The organism is Syntrophus aciditrophicus SB (assembly GCF_000013405.1).
Lineage (GTDB): Bacteria > Desulfobacterota > Syntrophia > Syntrophales > Syntrophaceae > Syntrophus > Syntrophus aciditrophicus.
In genome coordinates, this window is sequence record NC_007759.1 from 3,036,794 (window position 1) to 3,055,464 (window position 18,671).

Below are 18,671 nucleotides of genomic sequence, written 5' to 3' on the forward strand. Positions count from 1 at the left end.
GCCAATTATTTTCAAGGGTAAGAACCGGAATTGAGAAGATATACCGATCTGTCCTTCCAAAGGATGACGAGTCGGCAAAAAAGAAGCGGTGAAGTCCTATCCGTTTATGAATGAGTCGAAAAGCCGCCGATGCAGAAAAGTCAGCTGACGAAAGGCGATTGGATAGAACTTCCAGATTACCGGAGAAAGGCGCAAATGAGGCAATTTGATGTCATTGTCGTGGGGGCAGGCCATGCCGGTTGTGAGGCGGCGCTGGCAGCATCCCGCATGGGTTGTGAAACCCTTCTTTTCAATATCAATCTGGATTCCATTGCCCTGATGTCGTGCAACCCCGCAATCGGTGGGCTGGCAAAAGGACAGCTCGTCAAGGAAATCGATGCCCTGGGCGGTGAGATGGGCAGGATGGCGGACAAAACGGCCGTTCATTTCCGCATCCTTAACGCATCCAAGGGACCGGCGGTACAGTCGTCGCGGGTTCAGTGCGACAAACAGCTTTACCGGCTCGCCATGAAGTCCGTGGTCGAACGGCAGCCAAAACTTCATCTTTTTCAAAGCCTGGTTGACTGCCTTCTTGTCAAAGACGGCCAGATCACCGGCGTGGCAGATCAGACCGGCGTTTGTTTCGGCGCGAAAGCCGTGGTCATCACCACGGGCACGTTTCTCAACGGGCTGGTTCATGTCGGAACATCACATTATCCGGCGGGACGTGCCGGGGAAATCGCTTCCATTTCTCTGGCGAATTGCCTTCGCAAAATGGGCTTCGAAATGGGCAGGATGAAGACCGGAACGCCGCCACGGTTGAAGGCGTCTACAATTGACTTTTCCCGTCTCGAAAGGCAGGACAGCGATCCCGCCTTCGAACCCTTTTCCCTGTCCACGGAACGCCTGGGAAAAGAACGGCTTCCCTCCTACTTCGGCTATACAACTTCAGAAACACATCGCCTGATCCGGGATAATATCCGTTTTTCACCCCTCTATTCCGGAGTCATCAAGGGAGTCAGCGCACGTTACTGTCCATCCCTGGAGGATAAGGTGATGCGTTTTGCCGACAAGGGACGTCATCCCGTGGTTCTTGAATTTGAAGGATTGGAAACGGAAGAGGTCTATGCCAAAGGCCTGGGAAACAGCCTTCCTCTGGACCTACAGGAACAAATCGTTCACAGCGTGCCGGGACTGGAAAATTCGGAAATTCTGCGATCGGCCTATGCCATTGAATACGACTTCGTCCAGCCGACTCAACTTAATCACACATTGGAAACCAAAAGGGTTCGTGGGCTTTACCTGGCCGGTCAGATCAACGGCACGTCCGGATACGAAGAAGCAGCCGCTCAGGGGATGTGGGCGGGCATCAATGCCGCCCTGGCGGTGCAGGGCCGTCCGCCCTTCGTGCTCGATCGCTCGGAAGCCTATATGGGGGTTTTGATAGATGATCTCGTGACCCAGGGCGTGGATGAACCCTACCGGATGTTTACCTCCAGAGCGGAATACCGGCTGATCCTGCGTGAAGACAATGCCGCACTGCGCCTGACTCCCCGGGGTTTTGATCTGGGGTTGATCCCTCAGGATCTTCATGAGCAGATTTCCGAGAGAATCCGCCGGATTGAAGAAGGGATGAAATGTCTTTCCTCTTTCAAGATCTATCCCGGCACCGCCGTCAATTCGAAACTGGAGGAACATGGAAGTCCAGCGATCAAAAATCCGGTAACGCTGTTTCAGCTTCTCAAACGCACGGACCTTTCCTGGGAGGATCTGTCGATGTTTCAGGATCTTCCGGATTTTCCGGAAGATGTACCGGACGGCTACGACCGGATGATCCGGAAGCAGATCGAAATCGAAGCCAAATATGAAGGGTACATTCAGCGTCAGCGGGAAGCCGTTGTCCGGATGAAAGCACTGGAAAGCCGCAGAATTCCGCCGGGAATGGATTATTCGGCCATTCCCGGTTTGTCCAATGAGTTGCGGATGAAACTGGCCCGAGTGGAGCCGGAAACCATCGGGCAGGCCCGGCGCATCACAGGAATGACTCAGGCCGCTCTGGCCGCGGTCATGATCATGATCAAAAAAAAAGAACAGGATACCCGGGGACAATCTCCTCTTCCTGCCCAGTCCGAATGAAGGGAAAAATCCTCATGAACCTTTTTCTGAATGGATGGTGACAGTGTCCAGGAAATATGAGATCCAATTTCTTTCACCCTGATTGTGCTCAAGTTGATCCCCGTTAAGATGCCATTCATGATCCCTTCTGTTTTCGTCCGCCTAAATCAGACCCTTTCACCACCGGCAAACTGCCATCGCGCATCTCTTTCTCGTTGCCTTTCCTTTTCCTTGATCAACGCGACGATATGCTTGTTATCCTTTTTACTTTTCCATTCAGGCGTCAAGGTATACTTCCGTCCGGAATAGCCGGAACAGTTTTAAAAATTGTTTATTTGCACCTTCCGTTTCACATATCTTCATTGGACTTGGTTCGACTCCAACCGCCTTTGACAGTCGAGTCCTGATATAGGAATGAGGATGAGCAGTAGCAGTCTCATCAAATAAGTTTCGTCACAGCCCAGAGGGAAGAAGGAGGAACTCAGCCTGTTTCTGAAACGCTGCTCTCCTCCCGTGGAGAATCTCAGGGCGCCACGAGTCCCATCGTCAGGACGAAAGCCGCCTGGAGGGCCTCCGTCGGACAGAGAGGGAAGCATTCCTTGCAGGCCATGCATTCCTTCGCGGCGATCTCCGGAATAAAGCTGATCTCCTTCCGAATCCCCCGGTCGACGAAGCCGATGGCGTTCTTCTTCTTGACCTCGGCGCAGTACCGCACACAGAGGCCGCAATGGATGCAGAAGGACGCTTCCTTTTCGAAACGGTTCCGGTCCGCCCCGTATTCTCTGGCCAGCTCCTCCAGGACGAAGGAATCCGGCGCGTGAGCCAGCAGGAGTTCCAGAATCATCTTGCGGATCCGGTCGATCTTCTCCGATCGGGTCCTGACAACGAGATTATTTTCCACCGGATATACGCAGGAGACCACGAGTCTCGACGAACCGCGGCTCTCCAGTTCCACAATGCAGAGGCGGCAGGCCCCGAAAGGCTCCAGTTTCTCATGGTGGCACAGCGTCGGAATGAAGATCCCCGCACTTTTCGCCGCCTCCAGAATCGTCATTCCCTTCTCGGCACGAACCTCTTTGCCGTCTATCTGTAAAAGGATTTCACTCATGATTCTTTACCCCCTCTGACGATCTTTCTCGCTTCCCCGGAAACTGGAGGCGGAACCGGCTCGCCGGAAATCTTCCTTACCGCGTTGAAGCGGGGGGGACATACTTCAAAGCAGGTCCCACATTTCGTGCATTTCTCCTGGTCGATGATGCTGACCAGGTCTTTGCCGCCGTCAATCGCCCCGGCAGGGCACTTCTTGACGCACAGCTGACACGCCCGGCACTGTTCCGGATCGATGACGTAGGCGATCAGCTCCTTGCAGGACAGCGCCGGACATCTCTTCTCCTTAATGTGAGCCTCGTATTCATCCCGGAAGTACTGCAGCGTGCTCAAAAAGGGATTGGGGGCGCTTTTGCCCAGGGCGCACAGGGAGGCTTCCTGGGCAGTCTCGGCCAGCGCCTCCAGAAGTTCGATGTCGCCCTCTCCGCCTTTCCCTTCGGTGATGCGGGTCAGGATGTTGTCCATCTGCCTTAAGCCCTCACGGCAGGGAACGCATTTGCCGCACGATTCATCGGTAAGAAACTTGACGAAGTACCGGGCCGTATCCACCATGCAGGTATCTTCATCCATGACAATCATTCCGCCGGAGCCCATCATGGAACCCGCCGCGGTCAGCTCGTCAAAACCGACCGGCAGATCCAGCAGGGACTCGGGGATGCATCCCCCCGACGGCCCACCGGTCTGGACCGCCTTGAACTTCTTCCCGCCGGGAATGCCGCCGCCGATCTTGAAAACGATGTCCCGCAGCGATATCCCCATGGGCACTTCCACCAGCCCGGTATTGGCGATCTTGCCCACCAGAGAGAAGATCTTCGTCCCCTTGCTGCTTTCCGTTCCAATGGAGGTAAACCAGTCGGCCCCCTTGTTGATGATCAGCGGCACATTCGCCCAGGTCTCCACGTTGTTCAGCACGGTGGGATGGCCCCAGAGGCCGACCACATTAGAGCGGACATACTTCGGTCGGGGCTCTCCCGCCCGGCCCTCTATGGAGGTCATCAGGGCCGTCGATTCACCGCAGACAAACGCCCCGGCCCCCTGGTTCACGAACACCCTGAAATTATAACCGGAACCAAAGATGTTTTCTCCCAGCAGACCACAGGCTTCCGCCTGCTGAATCGCCAGGGTGATATTCTCCACCGCCAGGGGATATTCGTGACGGACGTAAATGTACCCCTCCTGAGCGCCGATGGCGTACCCGCCGATGATCAGCCCCTCGAGGACGGAATGCGGGTTGCCTTCAAGAACCGCCCGATCCATAAACGCCCCGGGGTCGCCCTCGTCGGCGTTGACGATGACGTACTTCACCGGATCGGGAGCATTGCGGGAACCTTCCCACTTCACGCCCGCGGGAAAGCCGGCGCCTCCCCTTCCGCGGAGGTTCGCCTTCTTGACTTCCTCCAGGACCTCCACCGGAGTCATCGAACCCAGGGCCTCGCCCAGGGCGGAATAGCCTCCGTTGGCCAGGTAGTCGTCGATGTTTTTGGAATCGATTTTTATGTTGTTGCAGATCACATTCCGTTCCTGATTCCGGTAAAAGGAGATGTCGTACTCATGAACCGCTTTCTCTCCCGTGGCGGGATCAACGTAGAGCAGGCGGTCAACGACCTTCTTCTCTTTGACGGTCTGCGAGATGATCTCGGGAACGTCTTCGGGCATAACCTGGAGGTAGCAGATCTCCTCGGGATAGATCACCACCACGGGCCCTCGTTCACAAAATCCCGGACATCCCGTCCCCTTGGTATCCACGGTCGCCGCCAGGCCCTGCTTTTCAATCTCCGCCTTAAAGGCCGCAATGACCTCCAGAGCGCCGGAAGCCACGCAGCCGGAGCCGGCGCAGATGGAAATGCAGGGTTTGTCCGGATCTCTTCTGGATAGTATTTCCTGCCTGAAGCCCTCTAATTCTTCAGGCGAATTTAATCGCGTCATAATCTTCCCCTACTCGTATTTTTTTAACACATCGATGGTCTTGCTCGGTGTCGCCTTGCCGTATACCTTCCCGTCGATTTCCATCACGGGACCCAGGGCGCAGCAGCCCAGACAGTTCACCGTTTCCAGACTGAACTTCAAATCCAGGTCCGTCTCCCCCGGTTTGATGCCCGTCATCTCTTCCACGGTGTCCAGGACACGGTTCGCTCCACGGACGTGACAGGCCGTTCCCAGGCAGACATGAACCTGATGGCGACCTTTGGGAACCGTGCTGAAGACCTTATAAAAGGTCGCGGCATGACGCACCGTGGTAAGCGGAACCTGGAGCTTTTCACTGACCCGATCCAGCGCTTCCTTGGGAAGCCAGTGATTCTCCTCCTGGATATCCAGCAGGATCTGAATGAGCGCACTGGAGGCACCATGATGCTTTTCGATAATCTGATCGATTCTCTCGTTATCCATAATCGTTATCCTTCTGAGTAAGTTCGATAAATTACTCTATCTCAAAGCGCCACCATGGTGGCGTGGGTCGCTAATCTTTTTTTATCCCCGGACTTCCGGCTTCAAGCCAGGGCGTAACGCTTCTGTTCTACATCGTACCGGACCAGACCGTGCTTCGATGACGTATTCATATGCCGTGACACGGCTGACGGCGTCAGGCCCAACCGTTGTGCGATCTCTCCCGTGGAAAGAGGCTGCTGCCGCAGGAGGGACATAATCTCGCTGATCGTCAGCTTGTCGCCGATCAGGTCTTCGAAGATCCGGTTCACCTCGTCGCTGTTGAAAAAGGCTTCCACATCTTCTCTCGTTTTCAGGTCCGGAGACAATCTCAACCGTTCCCTTTCCACCAGCCGGATGGAGGGGATCAATCGCGTCGCCGCTTCAAGTCCGGCGGCCAGCGTATCGTTCGCGATCCCTTCCGCGACGCCGAGCGGCCCCATCGCTTTCACATTCTTCTCGATGTCGTTCATGGTTTCGGCAAACCGGATCCCCTCGCCGGCGGAGATGAACTCGATCCTCAGCCTTTCGGGGTTCAATCCGATGTGCTCCAGCATTTTTCCGGCAATGAGAACCGTGCTCAGGGCATGGTAATTCCCATGCGTGATGTAGTTGCATTCCCCCAGGTGACAACCGATAACGAACACCCCGTCCGCCCCCTTCGAGAAAGCCCTGAATATATGGGTTAAATCGACTCTCCCGGAACACATGACCCGGATGAGCCGGATATCGGTCGCATATTGCAGTCTGGAAACTCCAGCCAGGTCAGCTGCGCCGTATCCTCACCACTGGCAGACGAAACCAAGTATCTTGGGTTTAAATTCCAGTCCTGTCGTCATTCTTCCTCACCCCTTCCCTCAGAAATTCTGATTGTAATTCTTACTGTTCTGTTATGCATATCAGACCGCCGAATCGATTAATTGCAGTAGTTCTTCCTCCTGAACCGCGGCCTCGACCTGGTTCAGGATCTCTTCATCGGTAAAGTGCTTCAGGGAAACCGCCGAGGTCGGACACACGGTGTTGCAGACCCCGTCGCCCTTGCAGAGAACGGGATTCACCCTCGCCCTTCTGCCCCGCGGCGACTCGTAAAAGTCAATGGCCCCGTACGAACAGACCGTGATGCAGGCCCCGCAGGAAACGCACTTCTCCTCGTCCACCCGGGCCACGGCCCCCGATGCCGTCACGATATCCCGGGACAGCAGCGTCAGCACCCGCCCGGCCGCACCGTAAGCCTGGCTGATCGTTTCCGGGATATGCTTGGGATACTGGGCCATGCCACAGAGATAGACGCCGTCCGTCCCGAACTCCACCGGCCGCAGCTTGACGTGGGCTTCCTTGAAAAAGCCGTCCGGATTCAACGTGACCTTGAACAGGCTCGCGACGTCCGGTGTCGCCGCCGATGGAATCGTCGCGGCGGACAGAACGAGGCAGTCGGCATCCAGGGCCAGCCGCTGACCGAGAATCGGATCGGCCACCGTCACCCGCAGAACGGGTTTGCCTTCCTCCACAACGGCTTCCACCTGCGGGGCATCCTCCGGCTCGAAGCGGATGAACTTCACATCCTTCTCCGACGCCTCCCGGTAATAATCCTCGGCATAACCGTAGGTCCTCATATCCCGGAAGAGAATGGAAACATCCATCTCCGGATTTTTCTCCTTCAGTTTCAGGGCATTCTTGACGGCATGGCTGCAGCAGATCTTGCTGCAGTAATTTCTCTCCTCGTTGCGGCAACCCACGCACTGGATCATCACGACACCGCCGGCGTTAAGGACCTTTTCGTCGCCCTTCGCGATCCGTTCCTCCAATTCCAGCTGGGTCATGACCCGTTCATCCTGACCATAGAGGTATTCCGTAGGCTTGTATTCCTCGGCGCCGATGGCGATGACCGTCGCCCCATGACGGATCTCCGCCGTGCCTCTGCCCGATTTCACCCTGGTCACGAAATTACCGATATACCCGCCGGCCTCCGTGATGGTCGCGCCCGTATACACATGCACCAGAGGATGACGATAGACTTTCCCGATCAGATCGTTCAGGTAGGCCTGAACATCCATCCCTTCCAGGGTGTAATGGATCCGCCTTGCCGTTCCCCCCAGTTCCTTCTCCTTTTCCACCAGGTAGACCTCATGCCCCTGGTCCGCAATCGAAAGGGCGCAGGTCATCCCGGCAATTCCGCCGCCGACCACCAGGGCCGCGTTATCCACGGGCAGATCATACTCCGGCAATGGCTCCAGGCTGCGGGCGCGCGCCACCGACATCCGGATCAGATCCTTCGCCTTCTGCGTGGCGTCTTCCTTCTCCTTGGCGTGAACCCAGGAGTTATGCTCCCGGATGTTCGCCATCTCGTAATAATATTGATTCAAACCCCCTTCCCGGACGGTGTCGCGAAACAGGGGCTCCAGGGTCCGGGGAGAGCAGGCGGCAACCACCACGCGGTTGAGCCCTTTCTCCCGAATCATGTCCGTGATTTCCCGGGAAGAATTCGTGGCGCAGGAAAAAAGCTGCTCCTGGGCGTAGACCACATTGGGCAGACTCTGGGCGTACTCCACCGCTTCCGGCACGTTGACGATCCTTCCGATATTGGCCCCGCAGTGGCACACAAAGACGCCGATCCGCGGCTCTTCCCCGGAGACATCCCTCTCCGGGGGATAAACTCTCGCCGTGGACAGCTTTCCCCGCCGGTAATTCAGCAGTTCGCCGCACTGCGAACCGGCCGCGCTGGCCGTCAAAACCGAATCGGGGATATCGGCAGGCCCCAGGAATCCGCCGCTGACAAAGATGCCGGCCTGGCTGGTCTCCATGGGATTGGTCGAATCGGTCAGGCAGAATCCGTGGGCGTTGAGGTCGATCCCGAACTTGCCCGCCATCGCCTTCGCTTCCTCCGGAGGATTCAGGCCGACGGACAGAACCACCATCTCGAAATCCTCTTCCTTGACCCCTTCATCGGGTGTGGAATACCGGATCGTGACGTTTTTCGTGACCGGGTCCTCCCGAACAATGGACACGTAGCTGCGGATAAAACGGACCCCGGGAAGATCCGCCGTTCTCTGGTAGAACCGCTCGAAATCCTTCCCGAAGGAACGAATGTCGTTGTGGAAGATCGTGCATTCCGCGGTGGCGTCATGCTCCTTGGTGAGGATCACCTGCTTCTGGTTATAGGTGCAGCAGACCCCTGAACAATAGCTGTTCTCGCCCTCGGTCACCCGGCGGGAACCGACGCAGGAAATCCACGCGATTTTATGGGGGTGCTTCAGATCGGAGGCACGCAGGATCTCGCCGCCGTAGGCCCCCGTGGCGGACAGAAGCCGCTCGAAATCCATGCTGGTGACCACGTTGGCGAATTCGCCGTAATGATATTCCGGGTTCGCTCCGGGGTCATAGGGCTCCAGTCCGGTCGCCAGAATGACCGCCCCCACATTGATCTCCACCTTCTGCGGCTTCTGGCCGAAATCAATGGCGCCGGCCTGACAGACTCTTTCGCAGAGGGTGCATTTCTTCTCTTTAAGATAGAGGCAGCTCTCATCGATGTAGGCCACCAGAGGAAACGCCTGCGAAAAATAGACATGGACGGCTTTGCTGTATGAAATATCCTGATTAAACCGGTCCGGATACTGCACCGGGCAGTATTCCGTACACGTACCGCAACCCGTGCATTTGTCTTCAATGATATATCTGGGCTTTTTAATCAGCGTCACCGTGAAATCTCCCGCCTCCCCGACTATACTGTCCACATCGGTATAGCTCAGGATCTCGATGTTTGGATGCCGGCCGACCTCGGCCAGTTTCGGTGAGAGAATTCACATGGAGCAGTCGTTGGTCGGAAAGGTCTTGTCCAACTGGGCCATATGCCCGCCGATGCTGGGTCCCTTCTCTACCAGGTAAACCTTGAAGCCCGCCGTGGCCAGGTCGAGAGAGGCCTGAATACCGCTGATCCCGCCGCCGACGACCATGACGTCTCCGAAGCCGCCTTCTCCGAAGCTTTTATAAATCTGTTCTTTTTCCATTATATTACCTCATCGGGTGTGATGATTTCCTAAAGCAATTCCGAAATCACTTCCGAGATCTCTTTGACTTCAATCTTGTCGTCCAGACCCATGGTGACCCGGCTGTCCTCGAAATTGGTGATGCAGTACGGACAGGCCGTGACCAGCACTTCCGCTCCAACGCCAACGGCCTGATCGATCCGCAGATCGCAGAAGCGCTCTCCCTTGACCGTCTCCATCCAGATCCGGCCGCCACCGCCGCCGCAGCAAAGGCTCGCAACGCGGTTTTCAGGCATCTCCATCAACTCCAGACCGGGAACGGCCTGCAACACATTGCGGGGCTCGTCATAAATGCCGTTGTGACGCCCCAGGTAACAGGGGTCATGCCAGGTGACCTTCTTCGCAAATTCCCCGTTCAGCGTCAGCCGGCCCGAATCGATGAGTTCCTGCAGGTACTGGGTGATGTGCACCACCTCGAAGCGCACCATGAACTCGGGATACTCGTTCTTGAAGGTATGGTAGCAGTGAGGCGAAGAAACCAGAATCCTCTTCACACCGGCATCGATGAAGGCCTTGATGTTCTCCTTCGCCAGGCGCTGGAACACCTCCTCGTCGCCTGTCTTGCGGATGCTCTCTCCACAGCAGACCTCCTTGTCGCCCAGGATCCCGAAATGGACCCCGGCCGCATTCAGGATCTTGGCCGTGGCTGCGGCAACCCTCTTCATCCTCGGGTCATAGCTGGGATAGCAGCCCGGAAAATAGAGAATCTCCATCTCCTTACTGAAGGGTTCAACGGACAGACCCCTGGCCCAGTCCGCTCTCTTGCTCCGTTCTTCATTCAAGGGGTTGCCTGAGCCGACGAGGCTGCCGGCTATCGTCTTGATGGGACGGACGGAATGGGGAAATACCCCGTATTCCGTGGCAATCCTCCGCAGGGCCACCCCGGATTCAATCTGTTTCACGTCCCGCGGACACACCTGAGGACATCTTCCGCAGGTGGTGCAACGCCACATCTCTTCACTCTCAATGTCCGTCAGGCCGAATGTCGCCTCCCGGACCAGCTTGCGCATACTGAACGTCGTCACCCGGTTCCAGGGACAGACACTGTCGCACAGTCCGCATTGAAAGCATCTCTTGAAGGCGTCTCCACCATGCGCCTTTATCTCTGTAATAATCTCCTTGAAGGGGGCTATAGTCTCCACCGGTATCCTTCCTTATTCCTTATACTGAATTCATCCGAAACATCCCGGACTGATTCAGTTTTCGTTACTTCCCCACAGGGCGTGGAGGAAAATCGATTTCATAGATCAGGATTTTTGCGTCAGTCGGGCAGCGGTACGCATCATCTTGTCCCACCCGAATTTGTCCGCTATGGCGGTCAACGCGGTCTCCAGAGCATCTATCTCCACCTGCTCTTCCACTTCTATCTCCCGTTCCTCGTACTTCAGGGCATCACGCACGCACCAGTGGACACACATCGGCTCTTCCAGGGGCGGATCACTTTGACACATATCGCATCCCAGCGGGAGACCGGAGTCGGGTTCGACAAACCTGCCCCGGGACGGACAGGCAGCGCGGCAGAACTCGCATTCGTCGTACGTCCTGTCATCAATATGATAGCTGATTCTGCCCCCGCATTCGGCCGGGGTATACTCCCCTGCGAATACCGGCAGAAAGATATCCCTCAGCGGGAGTCGAACGACCTGGACACGTGACTTTGCCGGACTATTACTGCTCCATTGCGGTGTGGAGTGAAAAGCGGAACACATGACTTCACATGTGCGACAGCCGTTGCACTTCTCCGCATCAACGGTAATCCTCTTGACTATCTTCTTAATCTTGGCCATTTTTCAATAACCCTCACTTTTGCATATTTTCGGAGACAAGATCTCAATTTTAATAAAGCCAACCTTTCCTGAACCGGAAAATCCTGCTGGTTCTCTCGATTGTCCTTCCAATCCGCAGACGCAGGTTCCACTTTTCAATATCCCCACTTATACATACGTTCTTTCCTATACTCTTCAAGCTCTTCCTCGGTCGGGGGGGGAACCTTCTTCAATATTCCTTTCTCTTCCAATTCGTCCGCGACATACCCGAGATCCAGCTCTTCCAGGCGAACGCGAGTGGGAACACCCTCGTCGGTCCACCCCTTGAAATGGTAATAAGTGGTCAGGAGTTCTTCCTCGAGCTCCGGAAAACGGAACTTCCAATGATCTGCAGGCGGATTGTCATCGGCCCGAGTCATGCCCCTTCTCATGTTGAAGGCCCGATGCAGATTACGAATCCGGTGAGCCACCCTCCTGTGCTCAAATTCATCCAGATTCAGTCCTGTTGCGGCATTCACGAACTTATAGTAATTGTGGCAATGAAAGGGCGGCTTGAAGCAGAACCCCGACATGCCGGAACAGAATCCCAGGGAGTCATCGTTGACGTGGTTCTCCTCCATCCAATCCACAATCTCCGAAGCGATGGGCGGAGTCGGATAATAGGGTGCCGCGTTCTTGTCGCCTTTGGGTTCCCAGTCCAGAATATATTGTTTGAATCGTTCAAAGGGAACGTGAGGCCAGTCCCTGATCCACTCTTCCCGATCTTCATATTTGCGGAAGGCGGCCTGGGGCCAGTTTCCTTCGATCGAGGTGATACTCTGCTTTTCGCTCGTGGCAAACATAAGAAAATAGAGGGGATCCAGCATTCCCAGTTTGATGTTCATCTGCTCCACACCCTTGATGAGGTTGTGCGCATAAGCCTCCGCACCCTTACCGATTTTCTCGCTTGCCTGCTTGGTGCCCAGGCCCAGAATTTTGCCAATTCCCTCACCCTTGACAAGCCGGTCAAGCAGCCAGTAGAAGACCCCACTTTTATCCTCCGGGGGCGGACAGGGAGGATAGTCATCCGTTCCAGCAAAATCTTCCTCCGTCAGAATCCCGTCCTTTCTCAGTTCCACGGCAAAGGCCATCACCTGAGGAGTTGAGTAGGAATCCAAACCGTAATCAAAGGTACGCTCGATGAATTTCCAGCTCCATTCCAGGTCATCTATGCCCGATCCAAAGAGATAGGAAATTTTTGAAAAGCATTTCGCCATATAGGGGGCTCCGTCCTTGCGCATAATCAATGCCCCGCATTGCGACGGACAGTTGAAGCAGCTTATCATCCGCCGCACAGACTCCTCCTGGCTCTTTTCCCAACTTTCTTCAATTTCATCGGTCCAGAAGTCTTTTCTTCGGTAGCGGGCATTCCCCCAGGCGAAATTCTGCGTATGCCACTTATCTTCCGCATCTCTCATCAGTTGCGGCGACCCGAGACTGTCATGAATGGCCTCGACATGTCTGTGCGACAGGGGATTAGCGTTGCGGTGAATGATGTAGGTTCGCGCCTCCTCGAGGTGCTTGATAAAGGCAGGTCCGTCGGCAAGATTAACTTCCTTTGTTCCCCGAACCGCAATGGCCTTGATTTTCTTGTCGCCCATGACGGCGCCGCCTCCGAGTCTGCTTGCGCTCCCCTTGTCCATCTCGATGCTGGCAAAAAGAACCCCGTTTTCCGCTGCAGGACCGATAGCGGCAACCTGGATCTTCGGATCGTTCAGTTCTTCCTTAAGAAGTTCCTGAACTTCACGGGCGCCCTTTCCCGCCAGATGCGATGCATCCCTTATTTCGACCTTGTCATTGTTGATCCAGATATATACCAACTCGGGTGACTTGTTCCTGAAGATGATTTTGTCGTATCCGGCGTACTTCAGTTCCGGTGCGAAAAACCCTCCTGCGGTAGGATAGCAGATCAGGTTGGACACTGGGGAAATGGTAACCACAAAGGTGCGATTTGCTCCGAAAATCGGCGTACCACTCAAAAGACCATTAGTGAATATCAGCAGATTTTCCGGATCAAATGCCTTGGTCTCGGGCGTGGTCCTGTCCCAGAAAATCTTGAGGCTGCTCCCCACCCCACCAAAAAAGTTTTCAGCCGTTTTCGGGTCCGACTGCACCCGTTCAATATTCCCGGTTGATAAGTCAATTTCCAGGTAATATCCTGTCTCTCCGTATCGCATATTTCTTCTTACCTCCGTGTAGTTAGTCGTTCATTCGATCCGTAAACGGCGTAAACGACTTAACGCAATGTGACGCTCTTCAGAAATTTCACTGCCCATCGGGCAGAAAAGTTATATTTAAAATGCATAATGTCGATTCACCTTAACTTATCGATTATTTTTTATTCTGAATTAACGTATGACACCTATCATCTTCCAGTAAGGCACGGCCACCAGCAGGGAAATGAAGGCTGAAGCAATGTAGATCAGACCGAACATCAGCACATGAGACGGCGCCCAACCCCTGCCCTGAATCATCCCTTCACCCATCAGGAGAAAAGGCTGCTGGTAGGACAGCAGGAAAAAGTTGATGGCGATCAGATAGGCCATGGTCACGGTCAGCGGATGATAACCGAAATCATTAAAGAGCGGGATCAGCATGATAATGGTCAGCGCACAGGTGGTGAAGCCCCAGGGAACGTCAACGAAGCGGATAACCATGAGCCCCAAGGTGATGACCAGCATGAACAGTAGGGGAGAACCCGCCATGGACATGATGGGCCCTTTGATCAGGGGTCCGAACCAGGCGGAGATTCCGGAAACTCCGAAGATGGGAGGCAGGGCTACGGCGATACCGAAGAAGCAGACTACGTCCCAGTTGATGCCGGCGCTGATATCCGGACCGGTAATGATGCGGAACATAACGAAGAGGAACAGAGCGAACAGGGCTGTGGCCGCGGTGGGAATTCCATGCTGGTTTTCTGTGAAAAACATTAACAGAGAGCCGACAAGGATAAGAAGGGAAACGATTTCATCCTTGGACATTGGACCCAGTTTCTTGTATTCCTCCTTGAACATGTCGGAGCTAATGGCAATGGCTTCTTTCGGCTTGGCAAAGATATAGGCAAAGAAAACGTACAAGATGGTTACTACAAACCAGGGCAGGGCCAGAATCTTGAACCAGTCGGCAAAATTGGCCATGGGTTTTATTTCGGGGGGAAAAAATCCCTGCATGATCGGCCCCGAGAGGGAGCCGGTCAACCATCCGGTCCCAGGTAAGAGAGCCATACCCCAGGCCAGCAAGCAGATATAGGCCGATCCCTTGGAGCGGAATTCCACTTTACAGGCTTCCACAATCCCAATAGCAATGGGAACGACAATCGCCACACGGACGACGATGGACGGCGTCAAGGCGGAAAGTGCAACGCCGATCACCAGCCAGCTGATCGCCAAGCCAAGCCAGGTCGCGGGAAACGTCTTCAGAACCATATAAGCGATGCGTTTTCCCAGACCCGTTTTTTGCAGAACAAAACCAAAATATAGTGCAGGAATCAGGACCCAGACGGCTGATGAAGTGAAGCCGCCCATGACGACCCCATATATTTGCGGGGGTGCTTTGAAGGGAACTTTGCCCGGGAACACCAGACCTGCTTTGTGGGCAAAAAACAGGGCCAAGGTAAGCCCCAGGATGATGGAAGTACCCGACATGAAGGGCAGGTTTCCGGGGCGGAAGATCCACATCCCCAGGCCCGCAACAACGGTACCCATGACATAATGCCCTAAAGGGGACAGCCCCGGGGCAAACGGCTGGGCTATAGCGATTAACAAGCCGGCTACAGCAATAACAATGACTCCTAACGTCTTACCATTTTGCATTATACTCCCTCCCCACCCCTTTATTTTAAATAAACCAGACTCAAATGGGTCTTGCGCGTGTTTATCAAGGGACGATGTAATTATGATTGACCACAATCACATCGTCCCGTAATGAAAAAACCCACCCTATTGATATAGAATCTAGTTACCTTTTTTGTTCTAAACACCTTATTCTGTCTCAATTATTTACTTCTTTGCTGCCTGCTCTTGCTCCAGCATTTTTATGATTCTCTCCTTGAGCTCCCTCTTCAGGATCTTGCCCGCAGGGCTCAAGGGAAATTCCGATACGAACTCCATCCGTTCAGGCCACTTGAACTTGGCAATATTCTGCTCCTGCAGAAAATCGCATATTTCCTTAAATGTAACGGTCTGGCCGTCCTTCGGAATAACCCAGGCACAGGCCCTCTCAACAAACACCGGATCCGGCATGGCTACGATCGCTACGTTCTTTACTTTGGGATGGGAAAGGATTAAATGTTCCACCTCTTCCACATTGATCTTTTCTCCTCCACGATTAATCACATCCTTTTTCCGGCCCTCCGTGAAGATGAACCCAGCTTCATTCATCCTGACCAGGTCGCCCATCTTATAGAAGCCATCCGGCGTAAAAGCGCTCTTGTTATACTCCGGCGCATTGTAGTAGCCCCGGATCGTATAGGGGCCCCGAACTGCCAGTTCACCCTGCTGTCCAACAGGAACGGTGTTTCCATTGTCATCGATGACTTTTATCTCATCAGCCGGAGAAACGGGTCTGCCGGAACTCGTCATGATCATGTCCTCCGGGTCATCAAGGCGGGTATAATTGAGCAGCCCTTCCGCGGTTCCATATACCTCCTGTGGTATGACCTTCCATTTTTCTCGTAGGGCTTTACGCAGTTCGGGTGCAAGCCTGGCGCCTCCATTCTGAATCACTTTCAGCGAACTGTAGTCGAATCCTTTCCAGTCTTCACTGTTCAGCCACATGACATCGACAGGGACGCCGGAAGCAACATAGGTAACCTTCTCCTTTTCGATGAGAGAGAAACAGCTTTTGGCATCAATGGAACCGGAAAGCACCCCTTTACCTTTAAGAAACCAGCAGCCAAGAAAACCGAAGGAGGCAAGGGTATAGTTGTGCGCAAAGGGCAGGATGCCCAGAAATACGTCCTCGCTGGTAAATCCGGCATAAATGGCACTTTGCAGCGCGTTATAGACATAATCATTGTGAGTTCTGGGAATCAGTTTCGGAAGGGCCGTTGTTCCCCCGGACAGGAGCATGAGGGCCACATCGTAAGGATCCGGGCGGAACTTCTTGAGGTAGTCTGCGGGATTGTCAACATCTACGGGCTGGGCGATCAGTTCATCGATGGAAATCATCCCCTCCGGAACATTTGAACCTGTTGCGAGAATGTACTTGAGACTCGGGGCTTTTTTCTGCACATCCATAGCCATTTCGGCGTAGTTGAAACGGCGATACTCTGTAGGGATCAGGTACCCCACAGCATCACTCATTTTGAAAAAATGTTCTATTTCCGTATGCCGATGCGCGGCAAGGGCCAGGATCGGAATGACACCGATCTTGGTCAGCGCGAACAGGGAGTACACGCACGCCTCAATGCTGGGAAGTTGAAATACCACCCGATCTCCCGGCTTCAATCCTACTTTAAGGAATTGAATGGCAAGCCTGTCAATCTTAGCCCCCAACTCGCGATACGTAACCCTCGCACCTTCGCAGATCAGGGCTTCCTTGTCGGGAACCGCCGCGATCGATTCCTCCAGTTTCTCGTTAAGTGTTTTTTCCTCCCAATATCCGGCTTCCCGGTAACGCTTTACATACTCTTCCGGCCATGGAACAAAACCTGGTAACATATCCATCCCTCCATAAAATGTTTTTTTAATTTAGGAATGGCAAGTGGTATGCCATGGATTTTAATTTATAAATGTTCTTAAATATCATACACTTACTATGTTTCACCACAATCCAATATGATGGTGGAACTGGAAAATAATTTTCCAGTCGGAAAATTATTTTATTCTTGATATAAAGAGATATTTCCGCATATTACTGGCTGAAAAAGAAGAAAAGAACCCGGCTTATTTGAAGTCTTTGAATGCCGGACTAATGAAATAAAATGGGTTCATCCGACTAAAGCGTACTTGGCTTCATGAATGGCCATGATTTTAAGTTTGAAGAATTCGATATCCCGGAACCCATAAGCCATCCGTTTCATGGTTTTGATTTTGTTGTTTGTGCCTTCTAAGGGAGCCGACGAGATGCGGTAATCATAATAAGAGAGGATACCGGATTGAAATGCAGCAAGTGACTTCGCAAACTTTTTCAACATTTTTATCCCGGAAGTTTCCGCCCTCTTGATCCAATCAACCAATACCAGGCGTGCTTTTTCCTTTGTTGGCTGAAACCAGACCTGTCGGAGATCTTCTTTCAGGTAATAGGCGCATGCAAGTGGCTGATTTAGCTGGAGGGCATCGTTCAAGCGGGCCTTTTCACCTTTGGATGAGTCAAGATTTTCCGGATTTTTCAGGAGAAGCCAGCGGGTGCCCTTCAGGACTTTCTTCTGAAGGAGATCTTTTGCCTCTCGATAAAGGTCTCTTCTTAGCCCGGACAATTTGTCGTTGAAGAGCTTGATGACATGAAAATGGTCAAAAACAATCGTCGCTTTCGGAAGATGAGTCGATACAGCGCTGATGTAAGCGGGAGACATATCCATGGCAACGGCTTCAATCTTGGCTTCGGCACGTTTGACCTTTTTCCAGAAAGAGTCAAGCGCATCGGCTCCCTTGCCATCACCGACATAGACGATCGTCCCTTTGGTCATATCCAAAACAACAGTCAGATACCGATGCCCCTTGCGAATCGAGATCTCATCGATGGCAATTCTCCGAAGATCCTTCAGAAAAGGTCTGGAAAACCTCTTCGTCAAATCCCGTTTCTGAATTTCCTTGATCACGTCCCAGGATACCGACAGATGTGCAGCTACATCCTGGATTGTCATGTGTTTCGACAATTCCAAGGCATATCGCTCAAAAGCACGGGTGTAAGAAAACCGGGGATCAGCAAATCCCAGCGACACTTGACGAATACTGCCGCAACGAAGGCAGCCCACCCGCTGAACGCTGAGATCGAAGAACACATTCTTGAAACCGATGGGAATGCTTCGAAACCGTCTCCGGGTCGTTCCTCGCATGATGATCTCCCGGCTTCTACAGACTGGACAGCAAAGCTTGCTCCTTTTGTGGCGTATGGTGAACGTGATACTTCTTCCTTCGTATCGCGTCCTAACATAATCGTAGCCGACGAGGCTGAATCCGTGGTAAAGAAAACTCGTGGACATGCTTCCCCTCCGTTAATTGGAAATCTTCGAACAATTTCCTCTTGGGGTGTATGT

The 18,671-nt window shown here is 53.6% G+C and carries 12 protein-coding genes; 1 reads left to right on the top strand and 11 read right to left on the bottom strand.

The genetic code is table 11. The features are described 5' to 3' along the window. The first annotated feature begins 195 nt into the window (after positions 1-195). Positions 196-2,115, top strand: coding sequence for a tRNA uridine-5-carboxymethylaminomethyl(34) synthesis enzyme MnmG (mnmG, locus tag SYN_RS14235; RefSeq protein ID WP_041585804.1), 1,920 nt, complete (start codon positions 196-198; stop codon positions 2,113-2,115). A 502-nt stretch (positions 2,116-2,617) separates the two neighbouring features. On the opposite strand, the gene SYN_RS14240 is transcribed toward mnmG, so the two are convergent. The 11 genes from SYN_RS14240 to SYN_RS14295 form a co-directional block, all read right to left on the bottom strand. Continuing rightward, entirely contained in the window at positions 2,618-3,202 is a 585-nt protein-coding gene (locus SYN_RS14240; protein WP_011418925.1) for a 2Fe-2S iron-sulfur cluster-binding protein, read from the bottom strand. Further along, a complete protein-coding gene (locus SYN_RS14245) occupies positions 3,199-5,127 on the bottom strand; it encodes an NADH-ubiquinone oxidoreductase-F iron-sulfur binding region domain-containing protein (protein WP_011418926.1) in 1,929 nt (642 codons plus the stop codon). Before SYN_RS14245 ends, SYN_RS14240 begins: the two co-directional genes overlap by 4 nt. A gap of 9 nt (positions 5,128-5,136) precedes the next feature. Next, complete coding sequence (locus tag SYN_RS14250) at positions 5,137-5,589, bottom strand: complex I 24 kDa subunit family protein (RefSeq protein WP_011418927.1); 453 nt, start codon at positions 5,587-5,589, stop codon at positions 5,137-5,139. Between the two features lie 101 nt (positions 5,590-5,690). Next, the gene (locus tag SYN_RS14255; RefSeq protein WP_083756512.1) at positions 5,691-6,464 is read right to left on the bottom strand and encodes a hydrogenase iron-sulfur subunit; all 774 of its coding nucleotides are present in this window, start codon (positions 6,462-6,464) and stop codon (positions 5,691-5,693) included. Positions 6,465-6,524: 60 nt separating this feature from the next. After that, entirely contained in the window at positions 6,525-9,629 is a 3,105-nt protein-coding gene (locus tag SYN_RS14260; protein ID WP_148202597.1) for a CoB--CoM heterodisulfide reductase iron-sulfur subunit A family protein, read from the bottom strand. Between the two features lie 29 nt (positions 9,630-9,658). Beyond that, on the bottom strand, positions 9,659-10,810 hold the full coding sequence (locus SYN_RS14270; RefSeq protein ID WP_011418932.1) for a (Fe-S)-binding protein: 1,152 nt from the start codon (positions 10,808-10,810) through the stop codon (positions 9,659-9,661). 105 nt (positions 10,811-10,915) lie between these two features. Further along, positions 10,916-11,455, bottom strand: coding sequence for a hypothetical protein (locus SYN_RS14275; RefSeq protein WP_011418933.1), 540 nt, complete (start codon positions 11,453-11,455; stop codon positions 10,916-10,918). 134 nt (positions 11,456-11,589) lie between these two features. Next, the gene (locus tag SYN_RS14280) at positions 11,590-13,650 is read right to left on the bottom strand and encodes an aldehyde ferredoxin oxidoreductase N-terminal domain-containing protein (RefSeq protein ID WP_011418934.1); all 2,061 of its coding nucleotides are present in this window, start codon (positions 13,648-13,650) and stop codon (positions 11,590-11,592) included. A gap of 171 nt (positions 13,651-13,821) precedes the next feature. After that, positions 13,822-15,285: an SLC13 family permease gene (locus SYN_RS14285; protein ID WP_041585166.1), complete on the bottom strand. Its 1,464-nt coding sequence runs from the start codon at positions 15,283-15,285 to the stop codon at positions 13,822-13,824. A 186-nt stretch (positions 15,286-15,471) separates the two neighbouring features. Further along, positions 15,472-17,133, bottom strand: coding sequence for a (2,3-dihydroxybenzoyl)adenylate synthase (locus SYN_RS14290; RefSeq protein ID WP_041585167.1), 1,662 nt, complete (start codon positions 17,131-17,133; stop codon positions 15,472-15,474). 269 nt (positions 17,134-17,402) lie between these two features. After that, complete coding sequence (locus tag SYN_RS14295) at positions 17,403-18,617, bottom strand: ISL3 family transposase (RefSeq protein ID WP_011416152.1); 1,215 nt, start codon at positions 18,615-18,617, stop codon at positions 17,403-17,405. Between the last annotated feature and the right edge of the window lie 54 nt (positions 18,618-18,671).

What these genes read in the sequence shown, in the direction of transcription:
- SYN_RS14275 (WP_011418933.1), bottom strand. Translation starts at nt 11,455, where the DNA reads ATGGCCAAGATTAAGAAGATAGTCAAGAGGATTACCGTTGATGCGGAG.
- SYN_RS14285 (WP_041585166.1), bottom strand. Translation starts at nt 15,285, where the DNA reads ATGCAAAATGGTAAGACGTTAGGAGTCATTGTTATTGCTGTAGCCGGC.
- mnmG (WP_041585804.1), top strand. Translation starts at nt 196, where the DNA reads ATGAGGCAATTTGATGTCATTGTCGTGGGGGCAGGCCATGCCGGTTGT.
- SYN_RS14295 (WP_011416152.1), bottom strand. Translation starts at nt 18,617, where the DNA reads ATGTCCACGAGTTTTCTTTACCACGGATTCAGCCTCGTCGGCTACGAT.
- SYN_RS14240 (WP_011418925.1), bottom strand. Translation starts at nt 3,202, where the DNA reads ATGAGTGAAATCCTTTTACAGATAGACGGCAAAGAGGTTCGTGCCGAG.
- SYN_RS14290 (WP_041585167.1), bottom strand. Translation starts at nt 17,133, where the DNA reads ATGTTACCAGGTTTTGTTCCATGGCCGGAAGAGTATGTAAAGCGTTAC.
- SYN_RS14280 (WP_011418934.1), bottom strand. Translation starts at nt 13,650, where the DNA reads ATGCGATACGGAGAGACAGGATATTACCTGGAAATTGACTTATCAACC.
- SYN_RS14250 (WP_011418927.1), bottom strand. Translation starts at nt 5,589, where the DNA reads ATGGATAACGAGAGAATCGATCAGATTATCGAAAAGCATCATGGTGCC.
- SYN_RS14245 (WP_011418926.1), bottom strand. Translation starts at nt 5,127, where the DNA reads ATGACGCGATTAAATTCGCCTGAAGAATTAGAGGGCTTCAGGCAGGAA.